This is a genomic window from Paenibacillus sp. S33 (assembly GCF_053615415.1).
The window spans coordinates 1,750,427-1,770,679 of record NZ_JBSIEZ010000001.1; the positions used below are offsets into that span (position 1 = coordinate 1,750,427).

General features: G+C 36.4%; 19 protein-coding genes and 3 pseudogenes. 19 read left to right on the plus strand and 3 right to left on the minus strand.

The window, feature by feature from the left end; translation table 11 throughout:
* Nucleotides 1-221: 221 nt before the first annotated feature.
* The 13 genes and pseudogenes from ACWGXJ_RS08220 to ACWGXJ_RS08280 all read left to right on the plus strand — a co-directional run bounded on the left by ACWGXJ_RS08220 (nucleotide 222) and on the right by ACWGXJ_RS08280 (nucleotide 12,074).
* Nucleotides 222-1,553 (plus strand): transcriptional regulator, encoded by a 1,332-nt coding sequence (locus ACWGXJ_RS08220; protein WP_452567883.1) that lies wholly within the window; start codon nucleotides 222-224, stop codon nucleotides 1,551-1,553.
* A 1,039-nt stretch (nucleotides 1,554-2,592) separates the two neighbouring features.
* Nucleotides 2,593-3,963: a transcriptional regulator gene (locus ACWGXJ_RS08225; RefSeq protein ID WP_452566541.1), complete on the plus strand. Its 1,371-nt coding sequence runs from the start codon at nucleotides 2,593-2,595 to the stop codon at nucleotides 3,961-3,963.
* Between the two features lie 521 nt (nucleotides 3,964-4,484).
* Complete coding sequence (locus tag ACWGXJ_RS08230; RefSeq protein ID WP_452566542.1) at nucleotides 4,485-4,778, plus strand: hypothetical protein; 294 nt, start codon at nucleotides 4,485-4,487, stop codon at nucleotides 4,776-4,778.
* Nucleotides 4,779-4,782: 4 nt separating this feature from the next.
* Nucleotides 4,783-5,022 carry a hypothetical protein gene (locus ACWGXJ_RS08235; RefSeq protein ID WP_452566543.1) on the plus strand — a complete coding sequence of 80 codons (240 nt, stop codon included), beginning with the start codon at nucleotides 4,783-4,785 and terminating at the stop codon, nucleotides 5,020-5,022.
* A 332-nt stretch (nucleotides 5,023-5,354) separates the two neighbouring features.
* Nucleotides 5,355-5,900, plus strand: coding sequence for a hypothetical protein (locus tag ACWGXJ_RS08240; protein ID WP_452566544.1), 546 nt, complete (start codon nucleotides 5,355-5,357; stop codon nucleotides 5,898-5,900).
* Nucleotides 5,901-6,077: 177 nt separating this feature from the next.
* Nucleotides 6,078-6,278, plus strand: coding sequence for a hypothetical protein (locus tag ACWGXJ_RS08245; protein ID WP_028542918.1), 201 nt, complete (start codon nucleotides 6,078-6,080; stop codon nucleotides 6,276-6,278).
* A gap of 33 nt (nucleotides 6,279-6,311) precedes the next feature.
* Nucleotides 6,312-6,857 (plus strand): RNA 2'-phosphotransferase, encoded by a 546-nt coding sequence (locus ACWGXJ_RS08250; RefSeq protein ID WP_452567884.1) that lies wholly within the window; start codon nucleotides 6,312-6,314, stop codon nucleotides 6,855-6,857.
* Between the two features lie 269 nt (nucleotides 6,858-7,126).
* The gene (locus tag ACWGXJ_RS08255) at nucleotides 7,127-8,470 is read left to right on the plus strand and encodes a WXG100 family type VII secretion target (RefSeq protein WP_452566545.1); all 1,344 of its coding nucleotides are present in this window, start codon (nucleotides 7,127-7,129) and stop codon (nucleotides 8,468-8,470) included.
* Entirely contained in the window at nucleotides 8,470-8,958 is a 489-nt protein-coding gene (locus ACWGXJ_RS08260) for a hypothetical protein (RefSeq protein ID WP_250267935.1), read from the plus strand. Before ACWGXJ_RS08255 ends, ACWGXJ_RS08260 begins: the two co-directional genes overlap by 1 nt.
* Nucleotides 8,959-9,672: 714 nt before the next feature.
* Nucleotides 9,673-10,452: a hypothetical protein gene (locus ACWGXJ_RS08265; protein ID WP_452566546.1), complete on the plus strand. Its 780-nt coding sequence runs from the start codon at nucleotides 9,673-9,675 to the stop codon at nucleotides 10,450-10,452.
* 100 nt (nucleotides 10,453-10,552) lie between these two features.
* Nucleotides 10,553-10,744 (plus strand): hypothetical protein, encoded by a 192-nt coding sequence (locus tag ACWGXJ_RS08270; protein ID WP_155729773.1) that lies wholly within the window; start codon nucleotides 10,553-10,555, stop codon nucleotides 10,742-10,744.
* A gap of 451 nt (nucleotides 10,745-11,195) precedes the next feature.
* Nucleotides 11,196-11,742 (plus strand): annotated as a pseudogene (locus ACWGXJ_RS08275) (RNA 2'-phosphotransferase).
* A 191-nt stretch (nucleotides 11,743-11,933) separates the two neighbouring features.
* On the plus strand, nucleotides 11,934-12,074 hold the full coding sequence (locus tag ACWGXJ_RS08280) for a hypothetical protein (protein ID WP_250261883.1): 141 nt from the start codon (nucleotides 11,934-11,936) through the stop codon (nucleotides 12,072-12,074).
* Between the two features lie 489 nt (nucleotides 12,075-12,563).
* On the opposite strand, the gene ACWGXJ_RS08285 is transcribed toward ACWGXJ_RS08280, so the two are convergent.
* Entirely contained in the window at nucleotides 12,564-12,926 is a 363-nt protein-coding gene (locus tag ACWGXJ_RS08285) for a hypothetical protein (protein ID WP_452566547.1), read from the minus strand.
* Between the two features lie 125 nt (nucleotides 12,927-13,051).
* Nucleotides 13,052-13,396, minus strand: coding sequence for an amidase domain-containing protein (locus tag ACWGXJ_RS08290; protein WP_452566548.1), 345 nt, complete (start codon nucleotides 13,394-13,396; stop codon nucleotides 13,052-13,054).
* A gap of 1,301 nt (nucleotides 13,397-14,697) precedes the next feature.
* Here ACWGXJ_RS08290 and ACWGXJ_RS08295 point away from each other — a divergent pair.
* The 3 genes and pseudogenes from ACWGXJ_RS08295 to ACWGXJ_RS08305 form a co-directional block, all read left to right on the plus strand.
* Complete coding sequence (locus ACWGXJ_RS08295; protein ID WP_452566549.1) at nucleotides 14,698-15,957, plus strand: WXG100 family type VII secretion target; 1,260 nt, start codon at nucleotides 14,698-14,700, stop codon at nucleotides 15,955-15,957.
* 28 nt (nucleotides 15,958-15,985) lie between these two features.
* The gene (locus ACWGXJ_RS08300; protein ID WP_452567885.1) at nucleotides 15,986-16,261 is read left to right on the plus strand and encodes a hypothetical protein; all 276 of its coding nucleotides are present in this window, start codon (nucleotides 15,986-15,988) and stop codon (nucleotides 16,259-16,261) included.
* Between the two features lie 304 nt (nucleotides 16,262-16,565).
* Nucleotides 16,566-16,685, plus strand: a pseudogene (locus ACWGXJ_RS08305) (DUF1805 domain-containing protein); the annotation flags it as partial.
* 286 nt (nucleotides 16,686-16,971) lie between these two features.
* Here the strand turns inward: ACWGXJ_RS08305 and ACWGXJ_RS08310 are convergent.
* Nucleotides 16,972-17,199 carry a DUF3139 domain-containing protein gene (locus ACWGXJ_RS08310; protein ID WP_322158468.1) on the minus strand — a complete coding sequence of 76 codons (228 nt, stop codon included), beginning with the start codon at nucleotides 17,197-17,199 and terminating at the stop codon, nucleotides 16,972-16,974.
* A 1,027-nt stretch (nucleotides 17,200-18,226) separates the two neighbouring features.
* Between ACWGXJ_RS08310 and ACWGXJ_RS08315 the strand changes: the two genes are divergently transcribed.
* From ACWGXJ_RS08315 to ACWGXJ_RS08325, 3 genes and pseudogenes are all read left to right on the plus strand, one after another.
* Entirely contained in the window at nucleotides 18,227-18,862 is a 636-nt protein-coding gene (locus ACWGXJ_RS08315; RefSeq protein WP_452566550.1) for a restriction endonuclease, read from the plus strand.
* Nucleotides 18,863-18,946: 84 nt separating this feature from the next.
* Complete coding sequence (locus ACWGXJ_RS08320) at nucleotides 18,947-19,615, plus strand: hypothetical protein (RefSeq protein WP_322176118.1); 669 nt, start codon at nucleotides 18,947-18,949, stop codon at nucleotides 19,613-19,615.
* Nucleotides 19,616-19,704: 89 nt separating this feature from the next.
* Nucleotides 19,705-20,179: pseudogene (locus ACWGXJ_RS08325) on the plus strand (hypothetical protein).
* Nucleotides 20,180-20,253 lie beyond the last annotated feature (74 nt).

A 20,253-nucleotide genomic window follows, 5' to 3' on the forward strand; every position in this document is an offset into this window, starting at 1 on the left:
GCTTAAATTCTTTGCAAGCCCATCAAAGGTATCTTAAGTAAGGTTCTGAAAGGTATATGATATTGTGCCAAAAGATGGTACAATAAATTGCGGAAAGGCTATACAATCATTGGATTGCAATAGTCCTTTTTTAATAAGTTGATATCCTACTAAGTTCCTGATAAGGGGTGGTTACTTTGTACAACACAACAACCACGATACTCACAGAGATAACAAAACATATGAAAGATAATGATTTAATACTAAGTGATTTAGCTAGAGAGGCAGAAATGAATCCGGGCACCATGAGCAGTATTATTAATGGGAACCGCACACTTTCAGTGGATCAGCTAAACCGAATTACACAAGCGATGGGGCATCCCGTTGGTTATTACTACGAACGGTATGTGTCTGAGTATTTAACAGAGGCTAATCCGAATTGGCGTCGAATGAGTCCTTTTATACATAATTGTGCGAAATTAAACAAACTGGACTGCATTCATGATGTGGTCAATCTATTGATGGATAAGTTGGGCTATTCAGAATCCTTATTTGAGCTTGCTGAAGAATTATTTCATGAAAAGATGTACCAAGCGGCAGCCATACTTTATGAAAATGTAGCTTTAAGTGAGAAAAAACAATACTCAGAACGCCTCGCTATGTGTCAGTACCGCTTGTTCCATACGAGGCAAGGAGACAATCAAGAGAAAAATTATGAGGCGGCAGTTCAATTTGAAATATATGTTGAACGACTAGATGAGATAGATCAGTTAGAAGCGTTAAAAGATTTGGCGAATACATACCGTTCGTTACGTAAATGGGACAAAGTAGAACTGTTCGCTAAAGCTTTGGGAGACAAAGCTAAAATTCAATACAAACTGGAACAACAGCGGCATCATATGAAAAAAGAAAATTCAAAGAAACCAAGTTTTCCTCTGTTTGCTTATTGGGCATTCTCACATTTACTTCGTGCTGAAGTTTGTGAAGCTCATAAAGATTATCAGAAGGCACTTCAACATACGTACACATATGGTGACTTAAGTTGGGTGAAAGAAACTGATGAAGTCACTTCAGAATGGAAAATGAGATATAAAGAATGGTCTAAAGCCAATACTTATGTAAATAAACTTCATGCTGGTGAAATTGGTGTTTTGGCTGATTATGTAACATTTTTTTCTTCAAGGAAAGAAGAGTTACTTTCCGGATTAGATAACATACTTGAAGCTGCTAATCGATATCATTTAAATGTTGATAATATACTAAATCAATTTCAAACAGAAATTTTAGTTTTGCTGGATAAACCTGAGTGTGTAGGTACGTACAATCAACAATTAGTTATAGAACGTTATGTTCATTTCACACATGAATTAGCGGTTTACTACTTTAACAAAAATAATTTTGTGGATGGATTTACTTTTTTGTTAAATTGTTTGGGAAAATCTACATTAACCAATAATAAGTCGTATATAATTAAGTGTGTAAAGCTATATGAGTTCTATCAGGAATGTGCAGCATCTGAGACGAAGACAGCATATAGAAATTTAATTAATGAGGTGGATAATGATGAAACGTAAAGTAATTCTATCTTTTTTAGTTACCAGTTTTATACTAGTAGTAGTAGCGGTTCCCTTTCTTCAGCACCAAGGCAAAGGGTCTACTTATGAGCCCACAGGGCAACATGGAGGAATGTGAGAATAAAATGTCGCAAGTTCATGATTACAGTAGAGCATAGAAAATCAACTATTATCAAGTAGTTAGATGGGATTGTCCGTCTAGCTCTTTTTATGTGACTTATTTTAATATTATTTTGCTATACATGAATAAACCCTAAATATTTTATGGCTCCACGGATGTCCACAGCACTGCAATTGCTGCATAAAAATATCTGGATAAATAAAGCTTTCATAGCTGTTTTCAATTTACTGACATGTACGGGTTCATTTTATTAAAATCTCATAACTGACTGAAATGAACAGACTCTAAATTCATATGTGTACACTACGTACACTGTTACAGCCTAGATAATATGTCTAGGTTTCTTTGTTTTTAATATCCATATATTATTATTTAGATAAAATGGGGGGGATATTTACACCCAAAACATCTCTTTAATTTCTACAATTTCCTCTAGCACATCTATCTACACCGTATAGTTATTTAATGGACGCTGATTTCTGCTTTTATATACCCCGGAGGTGGTTAAAATCAAATTACCATTCAATTTCCACAAATATGGGCATAGCACTTCCACTTCCTGACTCAGCCTATTTTTTGACTTAATACATACGCAAATTGTAGACGGTAGTTGGTCAGCTTTACATATCAATTTTAAGACGAATCTACCGATAAATTATAATGGAATTTGAACACATCTACTCAATCTGGTAACTTTGTATTGCTTGAGTTGTCCTCTGATATTCCACTTAATATGAAATCATTGTAAACTATCCAAAAAGGTATCTTGAGTAAATACCTGAAATATATATGATTTTATTCTAAAAAACGGTATAATCATGAGTGATCAAATAAATTAATTTAATAACTCGTTTCTCAATTACATAGTTTTTTATCTATGCATCATATGAAAAGTTTATGATGAAGGGTGGTTTATCTATGGAGATCACACCTACGATTAGAGCAGAAGTTCAAACCTATCTGATACGGAAAAGCTTAACCATGACCGAGTTTGGACACATCATTGATTTGAATGTAGGTACGGTTAGCAGTATTGTTACTGGAAATCGTATTTTATCCGTTAACCAATTGGATCGCATTACTGCCGGGATGGAATTACCACCAGACTATTTTTATGAACGTTACATTGAAGAGTGTATCATAGAAGAAACGCTCAACTGGCGAAGAATTAGCCCTTTTTTGTACCGATGTGTGGAGCTTGATCGACTCGATTACTTGCAACGAGTTGTATTTTTGTTGCTGGATAATCCAATCTATCCTCCGTTACTCTTTGAAGTAGCTGAGAATATTTACAGAGATGGTCACAATGAAGCAGCGGCGTTTCTTTATGAAAATGTGGCCGAGAGTGAAAGGCAGCAACATTCAGAGCGATTGGCGGTTTGCCATTATCGATTGTTTACGATTCGTGTTGGAGACGATCAAGAGAAAAACTATGATGCAGCGGTTCAGTTCGAGCCTTACGTTGAAAGATTAGATGAAATAGATCAGCTTGATGCACTAAGAGCGTTGGTGAATACATATCGTTCTCTACGAAAATGGGCTAAATTGGATTATTTTGCTAAAATTCTGGGAAATAAAGCGAAAATACAATACAAAATTGATCAACAGCATTCTGAAAATAGTGAACATACAAAGAAGCCGCTATACCCTTCATTTGTCTACTGGGCATTTTCGCATTTAATACGTGCTGAAGTTTGTGATGCTAATAAAGATTATGAGACAGCACTCCAACATATCCAGAGATATGCCGACTTAAGCTGGGTAGAAGAGAAAGATGAAACGACCCTAGAATGGAAAAATCAATTTAAAGAATGGGCAAGCGCTAATATTTATGTGAATAGGCTTATGTCAGGCGACTTAAGTGTAATCCCTGATTATGTTGCTTATTTTTCTTCAAAGAAAGATGAAATACTCCCCGCAATAGATAATATAATTGAGGTGGCTAATCGATATAATATAAATATAGATCACATCCTTGAATTGTTTGAAGCAGAAATTCAGTCTTTTTTGAATGAACAAAATCAGGTAGGCGTATATACTCAACAAATTAGTTCAGAACGTTTTACTCATTTTTCAAGGGAATTGGCAATCTATCTTTTGCGTAAGGGGAGATTTTCAGACGGCTTCACATTTTTGTTCAGCTGTTTGGAAAAGTCTGCTGAAGCTAATAATAGAATACAAGCAATTAGATGTATGAGGTTGTTTACACATTTTAAAGAACATGCATCTGCTCACACGAAGGCAGTTTACGGGGACCTGATTAAAGCGGTTAACGAAGATGAAGAGTAAGCTGACCCCATTCTTCCAGTCCAGTTTTATGTAGTAGCAGTGGTAGCTCCTCTTATTGAGCATTAAGAGAATGAACTAACAGGTCACCACGGGGGAATCTGAGAATAAAATGCTCTCAAGTTCAAGATCACAGTAGACCCTGAGAATACAACTATTCTCAAAAAGGTTAGATGGGATTATCCGTCTAGCCTTTTTTAGCATGTATGGAGCAACTTGCTAAATGTATTGTTGAGCTAGAAAGGTTTATGGTATCAAAAATGAAATAACCTGCACGCTGATAGGGAGTCAAATAATTTTAATTTCTATGCCAAAACACAAGCTGATATCGCTCAGGAACTTGGCATCACAAAACAGCAGTTACATAACTATAAGAAACTCCTGACACTGATTCCTGAGTTGCAGGGGCTGGTGAGGTAGTAGCTGGAATAGGTGGAGAAGGATGATCAGTTGTTGTTTCATCTACAGGAGTAGGGAGTATAGTTTGAGTGCCATGATAATTGGATCGACAGCTTTGGTGGCGCATGGAAGTACAACCGCAGAGTGGTATAGGGAAAAGCTTGCGAAATTGTGGCAGATGGCGAGAAGGGAAGTTGCGCTTCTTATGGGAAAAACAAGAATTACTTGATAGTTATTCTGGAAAAGGTGCTATGTTTAAAGCCAGACGAGAAAGGATTGATTTCGAAAACCTATCGGGAAATATTATTATAGAGATACTGGTATGTTCAAAGAAACAACAAATGGAATTATTCATTACAGTAAAGATGACGCTCATGTACCAGCAGCGCCTTAACCAAGGAGGAATATATGTGATATGATTCTTTGATAGAAGCCATTATTTCAGTACCGAAAGAAGAATTAACTATTCAGTGGGGAAATGGATTAAAGATTATTGGTACTAGGGGTACCATTTATGAAACAAACAATGGTTTAGATGAAGATGATAATGGGTTCATTGAATATGATGCTGCGGTTATTGAAGTCAAAAAGATAGTATCTAAGCCGATTAACGACGAAGGATATATATATAATTGGTTACAAAAAAAAGAGCCCCTTTATTGAAATTTCCCTCCATAACGAACCCCCCAGCATAATAACATCTACTGATGGATCTATTATTTGGAGATTTGAATAACTTAGTTAATCCTCAATTGAAGATTCTCTTTCCTTGTGTGGGGATAATACGAAATCTTAAGAAGAAAGAGATTGAAAAAGTACAATTTGAGCTGGCTCCTTAACAATAAAAACGGGAGGGGACTTTTATCTGTAAAATGCTTATTCGATCATTGGAAGATTATATAATGTGGAAAGTAGTATTTAAATAACAAGACATATTGCCTATTCCCTTCATTTCCCTTATGATAATTGCACTACTACCAAAGAAGGAGATACATATGAAGAAAGCTATTCTACTACTATTAATGTTTGCTATCTTAATTCCATCACAAGTATTAGCAGCAAAAGCTACAAAAGCTATGTCAACAAGTGAAATCGAAAAAATATACTTTGAGGATTACAAAGATCGTGTAAAAGAAATTAAAGTTGCACAAAAAAAACTTAATGCTGTTCTGGGGGCAGAGGTTCGTGAGCTAACTCAAAGATTAAATCAAGCATCTGCACGTTATAAAAACGAAGTGAAAAATAAATCTAGTAAAGTGGTAATAGCTCAAGCCAAGGCTGATTGTGATAAATTAAAGAAGCAGCTCGGCGTGGCTAAGGTGGAACTAAATAAAACAGTTAAAAATTATAAAAAAGAAAGCGAACAAGCATTAAAGGATATTGCAAATCAGAAAGCAGAGCTTATAAAATTCATTAAGAATCACACGGCGGGAAAAGATAAACTTACAGAGTCTCAATTTAGCAAGCAAGTTAATGGAGGTATTATGTCGATTGACGGCTCATTTACTGGCATTTTAAAAATGTTGACGGAAGCTGAATAATGGTGAGTAAAGGCAGCAGGTATCACCTGTTGTCTTTTTAATTTAGGCTAAGAATGGAAGTCATTGTTGGAGACTTTGGATTGCTATGAAATGGGGACAAAGAGGATATATGGATATGGATGAAATAAATTTGTTCGTTTTTATATAATGAAGTACGATTAGCGAGGAGAAAAATTTATGAATCGTAAGTTTTTTATCATGGCTTTGATAAGAGGTATTTTCGGGTATTTCCCTTGTGGGCTGGGAGTTGCAGTATTATTGGAGGCTTATAGCAGATATAGTCTAAGAGGTTTTTTAATTGGAGCTACATTTTTCCTTATCGGGGGATTAGTGCTTTACTTCACAAGACGCTATGAATCATCAGATTGGTTACTATAGATAAAGCAAATATTACATTAGAAGGAGTATATGATGTTATCACCAAAACAAGAAGAGAGCCTTAGTAAATTTATGAGTAAAATTCTTAGGCATACACCAGAACAGTTTGGAATTAAGTTGGACCATGAAGGTTATTGCCACGTGCAAGACTTAATTTCAGCAATTAAATCAGAGAATAGATGGTTGGATATAGGAGAAGCAGGGATTGATCAAGTCGTAACTAATTGTCCAAAGAAGCGATACAACATGATAAATGGATACATACGAGCTAACTACGGGCACAGTACAGGAAGATTAGATTACAAAGAATCCACTCCACCAACTGCCCTTTATCACGGAACAAATAGCAAAGTAGTTGATAAAATTATTACCGAGGGTATTAAACCAATGGAGAGAAAGTATGTTCATCTATCTGAGACACTTGAATTTGCAACATTGGCAGGTAAGAGACGTGGTGAATTAGTCATTCTTGAAATCGATACAGTAAAAGCGCTGGATAATAATGTGAAGTTCTATATCGCTAACAATGGTGTTTGGCTTGCCGATTTTGTGCCTCCACAATATTTCAAAAAAATTTAACAATGATATTTTCGTTTGTATTAAAAAGTCAGTTGCATTACTTGAATCTGTTAGTGAATCTATTATTTCTATAAAATTGGATGCTCTCAAAAGAGTCAAATAATTTACTTTGCAAGGCATTTATACAATACTTTTGACATAGTAAATCCGTTTATATCAGTCCATTTGTCACATAATATAAAAGGAAATTTCAGGATAACAGGTGGATATCCCTAAACATCTCCTTCTGATAAGATTATTTCCATCTAAATTAAAATGGACGTGATCAATTGGGGAGAATATTGGTTCCACCTGATAAGCTAATGGAAGTGGCTGACCAGTTCTTGCATGGTAAACACGAAATGGAACGTATGTTAAATTTACTGAATGGAAGAATTGATTTTGTCCAACAAGGTTGGTCTGGTGCTACCCGAGAGAGGTTTTTTCAAGATTTTCAGGTCTCTAGACAATCCATGGGCGTGACGCTTGAACGACTTTCTACGGTTGCACAAGAACTCATTTTTATTTCAAAAAACTTCACACAGGTAGATGGAGAAAAAGTCGTACTGGATGTGCCAGGGAATGGTGTGCCTGTTAAAACGGCATCAAGTGGTGAAGGTTGGTTACATAAAATTTTTGAACAGATCGGAAAAGCGGAGATCGCCAAGGCTGAAGCTCAGATGGAAGCTAGCAAGCTTCAAGGAGAAATTCTGTGGGATACTGCTCAGGGAGCGAAAGGTGCTATTCAGGAAGATTTAACCTTGGGGATGCTGCCTGACAAAGACCGTGACTATGATCATCCAATGGCAGCTAAAGTAGGTGAAATTCTTGGTCACGTAGCTACAACATTGCAGGGAGCTGGTGAGGTAATCGTTGGAACAGGTGGAGAAGGATTATCAGTTGCTGTTTCATCCACGGGAGTTGGTAGTATTATCGGAATACCTGGATTGATTGGCTCAGCAGCTTTAGTGGCACATGGAGGTACAACCGCAGTTAAAGGTGCAAGCGGAATAGGAAAAAGCTCAGCGGAATTGTGGCAGATGGCGAAAGGAGAAGGTGGAGGTTCATCTAATTCTACTCCATCTTCGGGAGCTAAGGCAGAAAAGGCTCCACATGTAATCGAGGGAACTCACAATAATAATATAGGGAGTATAATTAAGGAAGGAAATAAGACGAAATATACAAACCCTGCTGGCAATGAATTGACATGGGTTGATCAACATCCCAAAAATATTAACCGGGATATTGAGAACTTTATGAATAGCTCAGATGTAGGAAAGGCAACTGAAGCAAAAGTAGCTGGCTTTTTAAAAGAAGAACGGGAAGTCACTGGTTTTGGACAAAAAATTTTAAAGAAAGATGGTCAATTTGCAGGTGATTTAGATGTAGTTACAAAAAATGAATTAATTGAGGTTAAGGCTTCAATCAAAGCAGTTAAAGAAGGACAACTGGAGAAAATGACAATTACGACTGATAAGCTTTATTTTAATCCAGAACAGAAGAAAGTTATACTTTATATCGATAAGCCTTTGGGCAATCTATCTCAAAGTAATAAAGAAAAATTAGATAATATCAAGAAGCTAGGAGTAACTGTTGTAAATTCCTTAGAGGAATTAAGAAAGGTGGTTAAGTGATGGGAAGTTCGGCTTTTATTTTAATAGAACGAGAAAAATATACACCTGAGAAATTACTGGGAGATGCAATCGTAGCTGCCTTTCATGCAGATGCTGGATTATATTTTGACAATGATAAAAAATATAAGAACGAACAGTTTTTTTCAACAACTCTAAATATATCTTATAACCCACTGGGTGCTGAAAATAACCAGCAGTTTATATTCTATATTGACGGAATTGATAATTACGAAATTAATTATGAGCATGATGAAGATATTAGTGGATTAGATTCAAGCTTGTCCTTGTATCAAGTAGGATGTATTGAAGATGTTTATGGTGTTGAAGAGCTGATTTTTCGATTTATATATGAATATCTCAAGCTAAATCCTACTGACTATTTTTGGATTCCTGATTACGATTGGGTCTACAGTTGGGAAGATATGCAGAAGTTCAGATCTCTGCCCTATGATCCAAACTGGTGCTATAAAAATCCTAAATCAATATAACTCACAGCAATTGATAAATATCTATAAGCTTGCTCCTTTAACAGTAAAATGGGAGCAAGCTTTTTTCATAGTAATTTATCTGATAAAGAAGATAATTTGCATGCACCTAAGAATTAAGAGGCGGGTTTAAACAGGAGAGTCTTCAATCAGGCTACTAACTTAGCGATATGGGTAAAGTATACGGAAGGTGCGTGAATGTTATGAAGTATGATACATTCTTAAAATTATGGGAAGAACAAAATAGTCTAATGAGACTATTGTTCTGTGAAAATAAAGTGTTAGACTGAAAAACAAAGCATTAGACCGTGAAAAATAAAGTTGTAGAATGGCAGCCGGCATTAGCCAACGGGCAGGATAACGCAACCATTAGATGGACTTATGGTTCTCATATGATACAATTTATCCCAGAAGTATCTTCGCGGGTTCATGAAAAGCAGCGATGATGAACTAATAGGAGACCAACACAAAAAAGTGGTAGTTTTATGGATATGCAATAGTTTACTATAGGGTCTTATTCCTCGGTTCGTCTAACCGATTGTAACGGAGACTTCATGAAGTGCCTGGAGAGATGGAAATAAAAGTGTTGCCTGACAATGGACATAGCGGGACTGGAAGAGCGGAAGTGACAAAGCCCATAAGCGTAGGTCACAGCTCATAATACGAACGGAGAACTATTGCTTAACCAAGAAATTACTGGAAAGTGCGGAGGATAATTTGGATCGCAATTCGCTGGAATCGAGTGGAGATTCACTTCGCAGACAACTGGTGGCACTACGCGCCGAATGGAACTTGGTACTAAAAGGAGGGGCAGGACACATGCAAGAAGAACAGGAAATATTCGCGGGCGACGGATATAACAGGTCGTACGCAATGGCTACGGGTATGCCGATTTTGAATCTTAGGGGTAGCATACCGCGTGAAAGTAACGGCCAACTACCGTTTCCGTGGGTGACAACGGGCATCAGGATTGATAAAGAACAGATGTTGGAAACCGTTATGAAGCAAAAGACACTCGAGTATTTGTTTAATATGCAATTCAGTAAGGAGGAAATGACCGACCGCAATTTGGTTGTAGGCTGTTATGAATACAGGAATCCAAATGACAAGGAACAAATAATGCTATATGCGCTGGTTTCGTTGAAGGAATTTCTCGCGAGATACGGCGATGAACGGGCATTGGAGATTCTGATGCGAGTTGGCTGCACATACGAGAAGATTATGGAGGAATGTGATGAAGCCATTAAAGAACACTTTGCAGTGTTGCGCCGGTCACTTCATTTAAAGAATATGAGGGACAAATATGATGTCGTTTACGAGTGGAGTGAAGAGGAAGGGGTAAAGACGTACATAAACAGATACACCAAATCGAGTTATACGAAGATTAAAGCTAAATCATTCGAAGAGTTGACCAAACTCTATGATGAGCAACGGAAGAAGGATGCGAAGAAGACGTTCGCGACTCTGGAACCGTTAGAAGCATTTATGCAAGCATAAGAAAACCGCCCCTTTACGGGGCGGTTATTCAACATTTCATCGAACGAAGATTCGAGGAATATCCAGAGATAGAGAGGATTCTCGACAGTCGCATCGGAAAGTGCTGACCCGTACGCCAGATATGGTCGAATGGGGACTGATGGAAGACGTTGATCCAGCCGATTATTTCGGCAAAACCATAGAGGTAGAACGATTTAAGGCGATTGGAAGCCTAGCGATTCAGGGAGAATTTATCGCCTCGGTGTGTTTCTTACTGACGGCAATCCGATCGGCAGCACCGAAACGGTTGTAGATATCAACGGGGATGGCATGTTCTCGCTCCCCAGTGGCAAGCTGCTGCAGAGTATAAGTGGCAATTCCTTCGAGGCGTGGCAGCGCGACTGGCTGGATCGGTACGGCGGATGACAAGAACCTCATCTTGTATCAAATAAACTTTATCAAAACAGCCAGTCTTATCACATGAAATAATTTTGCACCACTTGTTACGCTAACAGAGAACGTTAGTTCAATAAACCAGCGGCAGTCTAAGACTTTATTTTCAGGTCCTGACTGCCGCTGGTTTTATATTTGGGTCAGTCTAAAACTTATTATATTGGAGGCTTATAACAGATACAGTCTAAGAGGTTTTTTAATTGGAGCTACATCTTTCCTTATCGGAGGTTTGGGGCTTTACTTCACAAGGCGCTATGAATCATCGGATAGATTATTATAGATAGACAAATATTTTATTAAAGGAGTATACAATGTTAACACCAAAACAAGAAGAGAGCCTCAGTAAGTTTATGAGTAAGATTCTGAGACATACACCAGAACAGTTTGGTTTGAGCTAGACCATGAGGGTTATTGTGACATTCAAGACCTGATTCAAGGGATAAGATCAGAGAATAGATGGGCCGATGTTAGTGAGTTGGGTATCAAGCAAGTAGTAAACCATTGTTCAAAGCAAAGTTATGAGATTGTTAATGGGTACATAAGAGCTAATTATGGTCACAGTAAAGACAGGTTAGATTATAAGGAGGCTACTCCACCAACCATTCTCTATCATGGTACAAACACAAAGGTAATCCATAATATTTTCAATGAAGGAATTAAGCCAATGGGTAGAAAGTATGTACATCTGTCGGAATCCCTTGAGTTTGCAATTTTAGCAGGCAAAAGACGTGGGGAACTAGTGATCCTCGAAGTAGACACAGAAAAGGCATTAGCCAATCAAGTAAAGTTTTATAAAGCCAATCATGGTGTTTGGCTTGCCAACCTTATATCCCCACAGTCTTAAAGAAGCTTGAATAAAGTGTAAACCTAGAACATTAAATGATAAAGGGACTAGATGGAATGATTCGTCTAGTCTTTTTGATATAGCATGTTTTGCTATACATAAATAATCCTCCTATATTTTGAACGTATCCACGAGCGTCCACACTTACCCGCAAATGCCGCATAAAATATCCCGGGTGAACAAAGAGGAGGTGCATGTAATAACCATGATACACATGGAACCCGTACAAGTGGGTGAGCATACATTTATCGGAGTCGAAGTCAAACTGCCTAAAACAACGCTGCTGACTATCTCCAACTCCCGTGGTTACATCATGTGTGGTGCGTCTAAGGTTTATCGAATTTGAGGTAGTAAAATTTTCCGCTGTCTAAGCCGTAAAGTCAAGCGAGACAAGCTTTCATAGCAATCTTCAATTTACTGATCTGTACTGATTCATTCTATTAAAATCTTATAAATGAGTGAATTTTGTGACCGCATTTGTGACCTCTTGGAGGGGGACAAGCATGTGACTTTGCATCATACTTCTGTGAGGTCAGATCAAATGGTTATTTGAGTTGAGCCATAAAAAAATCTATTAAAAAGAAGATATTTGTATATGGACAAAATGATCGTACGATATAGCATTCTTTGGAACAGTGGTTTTGGAAAAGTTTATTCTAGAGAAAAAAACTGCAACTATGAATTATGAAATGATCATAAAAGATTATGAATATCAGCAGGTGAGAATAGTAAGTGAGATAAGCTCAAAGGAGAGCGTTAAGCCAACACAGGTGAGCGTTACGGGGATTTTGAGACTTCCATATTCATAATATAAATAAAGACCCCGTGTGGGGTCTTAAGAATTTTTTCTAACTGTAACCTTGGTTGTTTGATTGTCAGAACTTTTAGTGATAATCAGTAAGTACTTAATATTGTTTTTTTCTACTGATATTACTTTGTTGCTTTCGACTTCAGTTATTTCCCATCCCTCATCTTTGAGTTCTTTTTGATATGCAGCATTAAAATTTTCAAAAGGTTGAGAAACTTCGTATTTTTTTAAATGTTTAGTAGATTTTCCATCGACTTCGATGGCAGTGCTGGGAAGAGGCAAATTATTAAGTTCCTGAACATTTTCATATTCAGTACTAACCTCCTGGGTCGAACTATCTGTTACATTTGAACATGATGCAAGGATTATTAATAATACTAAACAAATCAAGCGCATAAAACACCTCAGTCATTTGGGCTTCTTTTTGCAGTACTCATTTTCCATGCATAAACCTTGTACCCATTTGAATACCAAGTAGATAGGGGAGCGTCTTTTCAAATCTGTTGTATGCTGAGTCAAAAAAAATGACCATTCGTAAACTCAGTTATAATAGCTGTATGATCAATGTCACCATCATTATTAAAGTCAGCATTTACTGGGTCTCCCATTGACATATCGTTTGTACTAGATGCTAATTTAGCTCTATACTTCCAGTGATTGTAGAAGTTATGTGCTCTTCCCCAGCTATGGGATGGCTTAGAGAGGAAGTTATCTTTAAAGTACCAAGCATCATCACCAGTTAAATATAAACCACTCCATTGTAACATACCACCAGCATTTAATGCCTGTGAAACAAAGGTAGTAATTAGAGTAAGTTGGATTACGGTCATCCCACCATTGGTAAGCATAGGCTCTTGCATTAACTGAACTGTATCCATTTGCATATGCTAACGGTTTTATGTCCACCCTTTTTATTCTTTGGAAAGTTATCATACACTGAATAATGAGACTTATTATTTAAACTGTGTAGGAATGTTTGAGCATTTCCGTACCCATGCAATTCCCGAAACAAAGGGGAAATATTCAAAATTCATTGAAAAGGTGTGGTTAGATAATGTTGAAAAGAATGGCTCTTCTATTTATTGCAGCTAGCTTTTTGTTTATTGTCACTGTACCTGTTTCAAATAGTCATCAGGTTATTCAACTTAATGATACTATTGGGGGATTTTAAACGTAATTACGGATTGAAAAGGAGTTAAAATAAGCACTCCTTAAATGGTTCAACGGAAAACAAGACAAAGCACTAAATAATATAACATTTAAGTGAAGGTTAGATGGGGTTGTCCTGTCTAGCCTTTTTAGTATGTATGGTTGAAACCTATTTATGTTTTTCTCAAAATAGTCTACAAAAATAAAGCCCTCCTTTACAGGAAGGCTCTTGTCTTTTAGAAAGCTGTGATACAGCATTCACAACAATTCAATTGTATAGAATAGAGTGCATAGTCAAGGTCTTACGTTACTGATAAATTGATAATATCCCACAATAGCAAAAAAAACATAAAATAAAACAATCGCTAAGACAGAAAAGCCAGCTATCTTCCAAGCCTTCTTCTTATTCATGTTACCTCCTTTATTATTGAATTATTGGGAAGGCACATGCAGATTCTTGACCGCCCACAGGTTAAAAAGGAAAAAGACGATAAAAATTGCTAAAACCACTCCAATTATGATGAAAATAGTTTTCTTTTTCATTGGTTTAAGTTGATTACCCAACCATCAAGTTGAGCCTTGCTATTACCATAGGTAAAAGGCAATTTACCAGTAAGAATAACTACTGTATTTTTCCACTTCAATAAAAACACATCCTTTACCATATTTTTTAATCACCATCTAACCGTAACATAAAAAAGGAACTATTTGTATGTTTTTATAAATAAAATTGGTTGCCATGATAAGAGGAAAACCAAAATAATTTTGGTTTGGCAAAAACTCAAGAGGATATTGCCAATGATTTGAACATAATAACTCAGCAGCTACATAACTATAAAAAACTCCTAACGCTTATCCCTGAGTTGCAGGATATGGTTGTCGTTACGCACTATAAGGCCTTTAGACATAGGTAGAAAGGTTAATTCTTCACATAACAATTAGGAATTAAGATGGTTTTCCATAAATTTGAATAGTGTTATTATGTCATAACGAACTCAAACAGAGGTATATTATGACAACAATTAAAGTGACACCTGAGCAGCTTATGACTGTCTCCAATCAGTTTGAGTTAGCACAGCAAACGGCAACTCAAATGAATAGTCAATTGATGCAGCAAATTTCTTTTATGGAGCAGTCATGGGATGGTACAACTAAACAACAATTTTATAGTCAATTTCAAGTCTCTCAGAAGAATATGAATGACTTTGTTACCCTGACGGATTCTATTGCTAGGAAATTACGTCACCATGCAGATAAATTCAGATTAGCAGATCTGATGGAAGCAGGTAACATTGACGCAAGTTGTTTACCACCTCCACCGAATTCATGTGCTGTTCCTGCTCCAGATACACGGAATGCGTTCCAAAAATCAGTAGATAGCTTAACTGAACTAGGTCAGGATTTTGTAGACGCTAATTCAGTACGTTATGAGAAAAAGTTTGATTCGGTTTGGAGCTTCTTAGATTATATGTCGTATGGTATTCCGAAAGGAATGTATGAAGGATATATGGAACGGGCAGCTAAACAAAACGATTCGTGGAATGACATGCTCAATTTCGGTACATTTGGAGTAACGGGTATGATTCAGGGAGCATTTAATCCTACCAATGCGTGGTCAAAGGAACACTGGGCTAATATGATCGGTACTGCTGGATTACTTGGAGGAGTTAGTTCAGTAATTAAACCTAAAATTGGGTTATCGGGGTCTGTAAAATATACTCCGTTAAAAGATGGAACTACCCGAATAATAGAAGGTGCGGACAATACAAGAAAAATTATAGATACTAATGGTCTGCGTAATCAAGTGCCTTTAACTGAAGCACAAATTGGAAGTTTAACTCAGTATGCAAAAAAAATAGGAATGCCAGAAGAAAATATCCGTGTAGCGGGGCCTAATGATACTTCTCCTACAGGATTATTATTCGATACGATTCTCAATATAAATAATGATGTACTTCCTTCTAATGCCACAGGTAAATTAGCAGCTAATAGCCGGATTACTGGTCATGGAACAATAGCTCATGAAGTTGTCGGGCATTATGAAGCAGGACTAGCCGGAAAATCCTTTCAAGTTATGGATGATGAATTTAATGTTATAACTAGGAACTTTGCACTTGACGAAGCTCAAGCAAGTATCCGAGCTGCAAGATTTGCTCCTGACTTGACTCAATTAGAAAGAATCATGCTTTTAAGAGATGGAATTACTAGATTAAAAAACGAAGGTATCAAAATTAGGGAAGTTAAAGATATACTGTTCATACATGAACGTTAGTTAGAATGGAGATGTTCTTTTGGAGATTATGAAGTTAGAAGATATTGTTAAAACACCCAATAAAGGAATCGTTTTAATTGGAACAAATATTGAATTAGATAAGCCGGATTATACCAATTTGAAAAGTTTGATAGGTTCAAAAATACAAGTAGATAAGTTAGATGGGACGAAATGTGAACTGGACGTATTGGATATTAGCATTTCTTTTTCCATTGCTAACCTTCCACTCATTGGTATTAGTGTAAAGGATTCGGAAAATATTAAAGATATAAAAAAGGGGACAAAAGTAGTGCAATTACTGTAGATTTATAATGTATTGCGATTTTCATAAAATAAATTAAGGCATCTGAAAAAGTGGAGTATGCGAATCGCATACTCCTATCTTTATTTATAGTGTTGTAAATATAAACAATGAACTTACGCCTACAAAATATTTAAACAACTAAACGAAAAGAACATTGTACTGAATTTTGCCCAAAGTTAGGAGGCCCCCTCGAGTTATAGTTATTCACCATGATATTTTGAACGTATCCACGAGCGTCCACACTTACCCGCAAATGCCGCATAAAATATCCCGGGTAAACAAAGAGGAGGTGCATGTAATAACCATGATACACATGGAGCCCGTACAAGTGGGTGAGCATACATTTATCGGAGTCGAGGTCAAACTGCCTAAAACAACGCTACTGACTATCTCCAACTCCCGTGGTTACATCATGTGTGGTGCGTCTAAGATGTACCGAATTTGAGGTGGTGAAATTTTTCGATGTTTAAGCCGTAAAGTCAAGCGGGACAAGCTTTCATAGCATTTTCAATTTACTGATCTGTACTGATTCATACTATTAAAATCTTATAAATGACTGAATTTTGTAACCGCATTTGTGACCTCTTGGAGAAGGACAAGCATGTGACTGTGCATGCATTTCCGTTATAATCCTTCAAAGAATAATTATACGCCCCATCATCTATTCCTTTAATGGGGCTTGGCTATACTGAATAATTTTATCTTGCTCTTTAAAAATACCTTGCATTGGTTTCGTCCTTAAAAATAACTTGTGTACTAACTAAGGGAGCTTTACCTATTTGAGTTTTAACTGAATAAATTTCAGATGGTTTGTATCCTTGAATCTTTACAAGATAATCGAATACTTTGTTTTGAGTATCACTTTTAGTGTAACTACTAAGCATCCAAACGCTTGCGAATATCATTACTATAAAGATTGCTATTCCATATTTTCTCATAACTATCTCCTTTGTTGGAGCAAGCTAAAGAGCGCTACCAATGACGTAATATTTGCTTCGAACCGTCACTTAAGAAAAGGAGCCGTTGCGATTTGAACAGCTTCTTTTGCTTTGGAGTTATTCAAAGAATCTACTCATTTCCTCTTATACATAAAAAGGTAATTGTATACACCACTCCAGCAAAGAGGCTTAGTAGAAACGAGGTTGATAATGTTCTGAAAATAAAAGTAGAAGTGGGTACCGTATAAAATTCAAACATACCGTTGATCGGAGTACTCGTTGTTGCTGGCCCTTTAATAAAGGAATAGTATATTCCTACAAAAAAACCGTAAGACAAATACTTAATTAGATTTTTTTCAAATTTACTCATTTGTTAGCCTCCAATAATGTTTTTGGAAAAGTAGAATTCTTGTACTATGAAGCCATTCAAAGTAATGTAGGAAAAGTCTATAAATATAGCGATCTTAAAAATCTTTGGTAAGGATGTTTATTGATATTATGTCAATTATATTGTTTTAAATCAAGAAAAAGGAATAATGATGTAATCATTATTACTCAATCTTTGGTGTTAGCCCTATGGATAAAACCCCTGAAAATCTAGGTACACAGCGTCTAACATTAACATTACGTTAAATCCAGTCATAACAAGGCTTATGACAGTTTGTCAAAAGTATAAGGAAAAGAAAACTTCTTATAATCAGGAATTTTATTCTTTTTTCTTCGTGATTCACTAAACCTGGAATGACGTTCAATAAAATGTACAACATATAAGCTTAAAAAATTGGTCTAGGCTCTTTGCATGTCTATGTGAAGCAAAGGTTACAAAGAGGAAGGCAAAACAAGAAGGAATGTGTATACAGGAGTCAAGAAGAGTCATCCCCCATGAATATGAAGCTATTCGCCTAGCAATAGACGTTTCTTTGTTAACAATTTACTATACTTATCCAAAATATATGGGAAATTATCCCTATATGTTGTATTATAAGATAGTGTGAAAAAGAGCCAAAGTAGCTAAGGAGGAACATTGTTGTCTATATTTGTGATAGTGTGTGTCGTTGTTGTATTGATTGCTTTGGTGTTGCTACGCTTATTTAAGAAGCCTAGAGTTCAGGAACCGTATAAAGTAACGCAGAATATTGACCCTTATAAAATTGGCATTAACGAAATAGACCGTATGGAGGATGGCAAGGACTTTGAAATGTATCTGTTCAGGCTGTTCCAGTGTTTAGGCTATGGTGATGCGTATAAAACACAAGACAGTAGAGATTTTGGAACAGATTTGGTATTTACGGACAGAGAGGGCTACCGTAATGTCATTCAGGCTAAACGGTATGCAATAAGCAATCCTGTTGGTTTGAGCGCAGTTCAGGAAGTGTATAGTTCTATGCGATTTTACAGAGCTAAGAAATCTATTGTCATTACTTCAAGCAAATACACAACTTCGTGTGAACAGTTAGCCAGTTATAATGGAGTAAAGCTGTTGGATCGCAACGATTTAATTAAAATGATTGAGCTATTCAAAGAACAACAGCACAGCAAGGTAAAAGATATTATTGAAGCAGAGCCATACTTGAGTTTGGATTCATGGGATGATTATAGGAATAACAGTAAAGTGATTAAAATGGATCGCAAGGCTGAAAAGCTTATCGCTTCAGGTAACTAGATACTGGAGACTCCTGTAGTAATACGATGATTTTATATTTAACGAAGAAATTTTAAAATTCCTGTCTCAAAAGGGGCAAATGATGTGAAAATTTCTCAGGTAGATAAGCGTGAGTGGTACAATAACTTGTGGGTTCGATTACTTGTTTTATTTGCTGTTATTTTTATCGTAGATTTGGTCAGTAAAAAAGATAAGCCTGATGCTACTAAACCAGTTCAAACTGAGGTGAAGCAAGTAACATCTAAAACTGAAGATATCCCCAAAGATGCTAAGGTAACAGCAGACCCTTTATCAACATTACCAGCAGATGAAACAGTGTTTAAAGAATATATATCTTACGCTACTGGAAACCCATTTATAAAGAGTGTTTCAATTAAAGACAATAATGTTTTGATTTTATACTATGGCAGTTATTCAGATTATAAAGAAGATAAGCCTGATAGTTTGGTGAAGAACGAAGATTACAGTAATCACCTTGGGACAGAAAATGCAATTCAAAAAATATTAGTTGGTGAAAGTGCTAGGTTATTACGCCAGTTTCACGATTTAAATGCTGTCTCAATGATCTTGCCATTCGATGGGAAAACATATTCAATTGATGTGGATAGAAATAGCCTGAATAAATTCCTGGGATATAAAATTGAAAGCTTGAGTATAAAAGATGGGACTTGGAACGATAAATTTTCTGATCCATACATCTATGATAAATCCAATCGGCAGAAATTCTTTGACACATTCGTTAAAATTAATTAATTGTAAGGGCGTGGGCAACCACGTCTTTTTTGTTTTCTATTTATAGTATAATGAACATTATAAGATAGATTAAAGGAGCAGCTTCATATATGAATCAAAACCAGCATCACACAATGACCTTACACGTTAAATAGCGGTATTAAAGGAACAATCCAACTATCCACTAAACAAATACAAGACTGGATAGAATCATATCGTGTAGGAAGTAAGTATGTGACTACAGTGGGTAAACAATATTTTGGTTTAAACCCTGAGTTGGTAGCAGATTTTAAGGTACATAATGAATACTCAGAGCAAAGAGAACATATAGCAGTGATACAGCAATTTACAGTAGCAAGTAAAGCCAGTGAACAGTTAGCAGATGCATACAGTCAGTATAGAACATTAATTCAGGTAGAATGTAAATGTGGAGCTTCTTATGTTGAGGAGTCAGCGTACAAGAGGAACAAATGGGGCTGTAAAGAGTGTGGCGAGATTGTATTCTTGGATAGCAAGAAGCGTATGGTGGATACGATTAAGGGGAAAGCGTGGTATATGACCAACAGGTATTTTGTTGAGAGGTGAGCAACTGACATGTGTCGGTTGCTCTTTTTATATTAACCCAAATAAGGAACATAGACTAATTGACTAATAATAAG

Coding starts and splice junctions, on each gene's coding strand:
- ACWGXJ_RS08290 (WP_452566548.1), bottom strand. CDS start 13,396: ATGCAAGAGCCTATGCTTACCAATGGTGGGATGACCGTAATCCAACTT.
- ACWGXJ_RS08220 (WP_452567883.1), top strand. CDS start 222: ATGAAAGATAATGATTTAATACTAAGTGATTTAGCTAGAGAGGCAGAA.
- ACWGXJ_RS08310 (WP_322158468.1), bottom strand. CDS start 17,199: ATGAGAAAATATGGAATAGCAATCTTTATAGTAATGATATTCGCAAGC.
- ACWGXJ_RS08250 (WP_452567884.1), top strand. CDS start 6,312: ATGTTATCACCAAAACAAGAAGAGAGCCTTAGTAAATTTATGAGTAAA.
- ACWGXJ_RS08240 (WP_452566544.1), top strand. CDS start 5,355: ATGAAGAAAGCTATTCTACTACTATTAATGTTTGCTATCTTAATTCCA.
- ACWGXJ_RS08295 (WP_452566549.1), top strand. CDS start 14,698: ATGACAACAATTAAAGTGACACCTGAGCAGCTTATGACTGTCTCCAAT.
- ACWGXJ_RS08260 (WP_250267935.1), top strand. CDS start 8,470: ATGGGAAGTTCGGCTTTTATTTTAATAGAACGAGAAAAATATACACCT.
- ACWGXJ_RS08225 (WP_452566541.1), top strand. CDS start 2,593: ATGGAGATCACACCTACGATTAGAGCAGAAGTTCAAACCTATCTGATA.
- ACWGXJ_RS08245 (WP_028542918.1), top strand. CDS start 6,078: ATGAATCGTAAGTTTTTTATCATGGCTTTGATAAGAGGTATTTTCGGG.
- ACWGXJ_RS08280 (WP_250261883.1), top strand. CDS start 11,934: ATGATACACATGGAACCCGTACAAGTGGGTGAGCATACATTTATCGGA.
- ACWGXJ_RS08230 (WP_452566542.1), top strand. CDS start 4,485: ATGGAAGTACAACCGCAGAGTGGTATAGGGAAAAGCTTGCGAAATTGT.
- ACWGXJ_RS08300 (WP_452567885.1), top strand. CDS start 15,986: ATGAAGTTAGAAGATATTGTTAAAACACCCAATAAAGGAATCGTTTTA.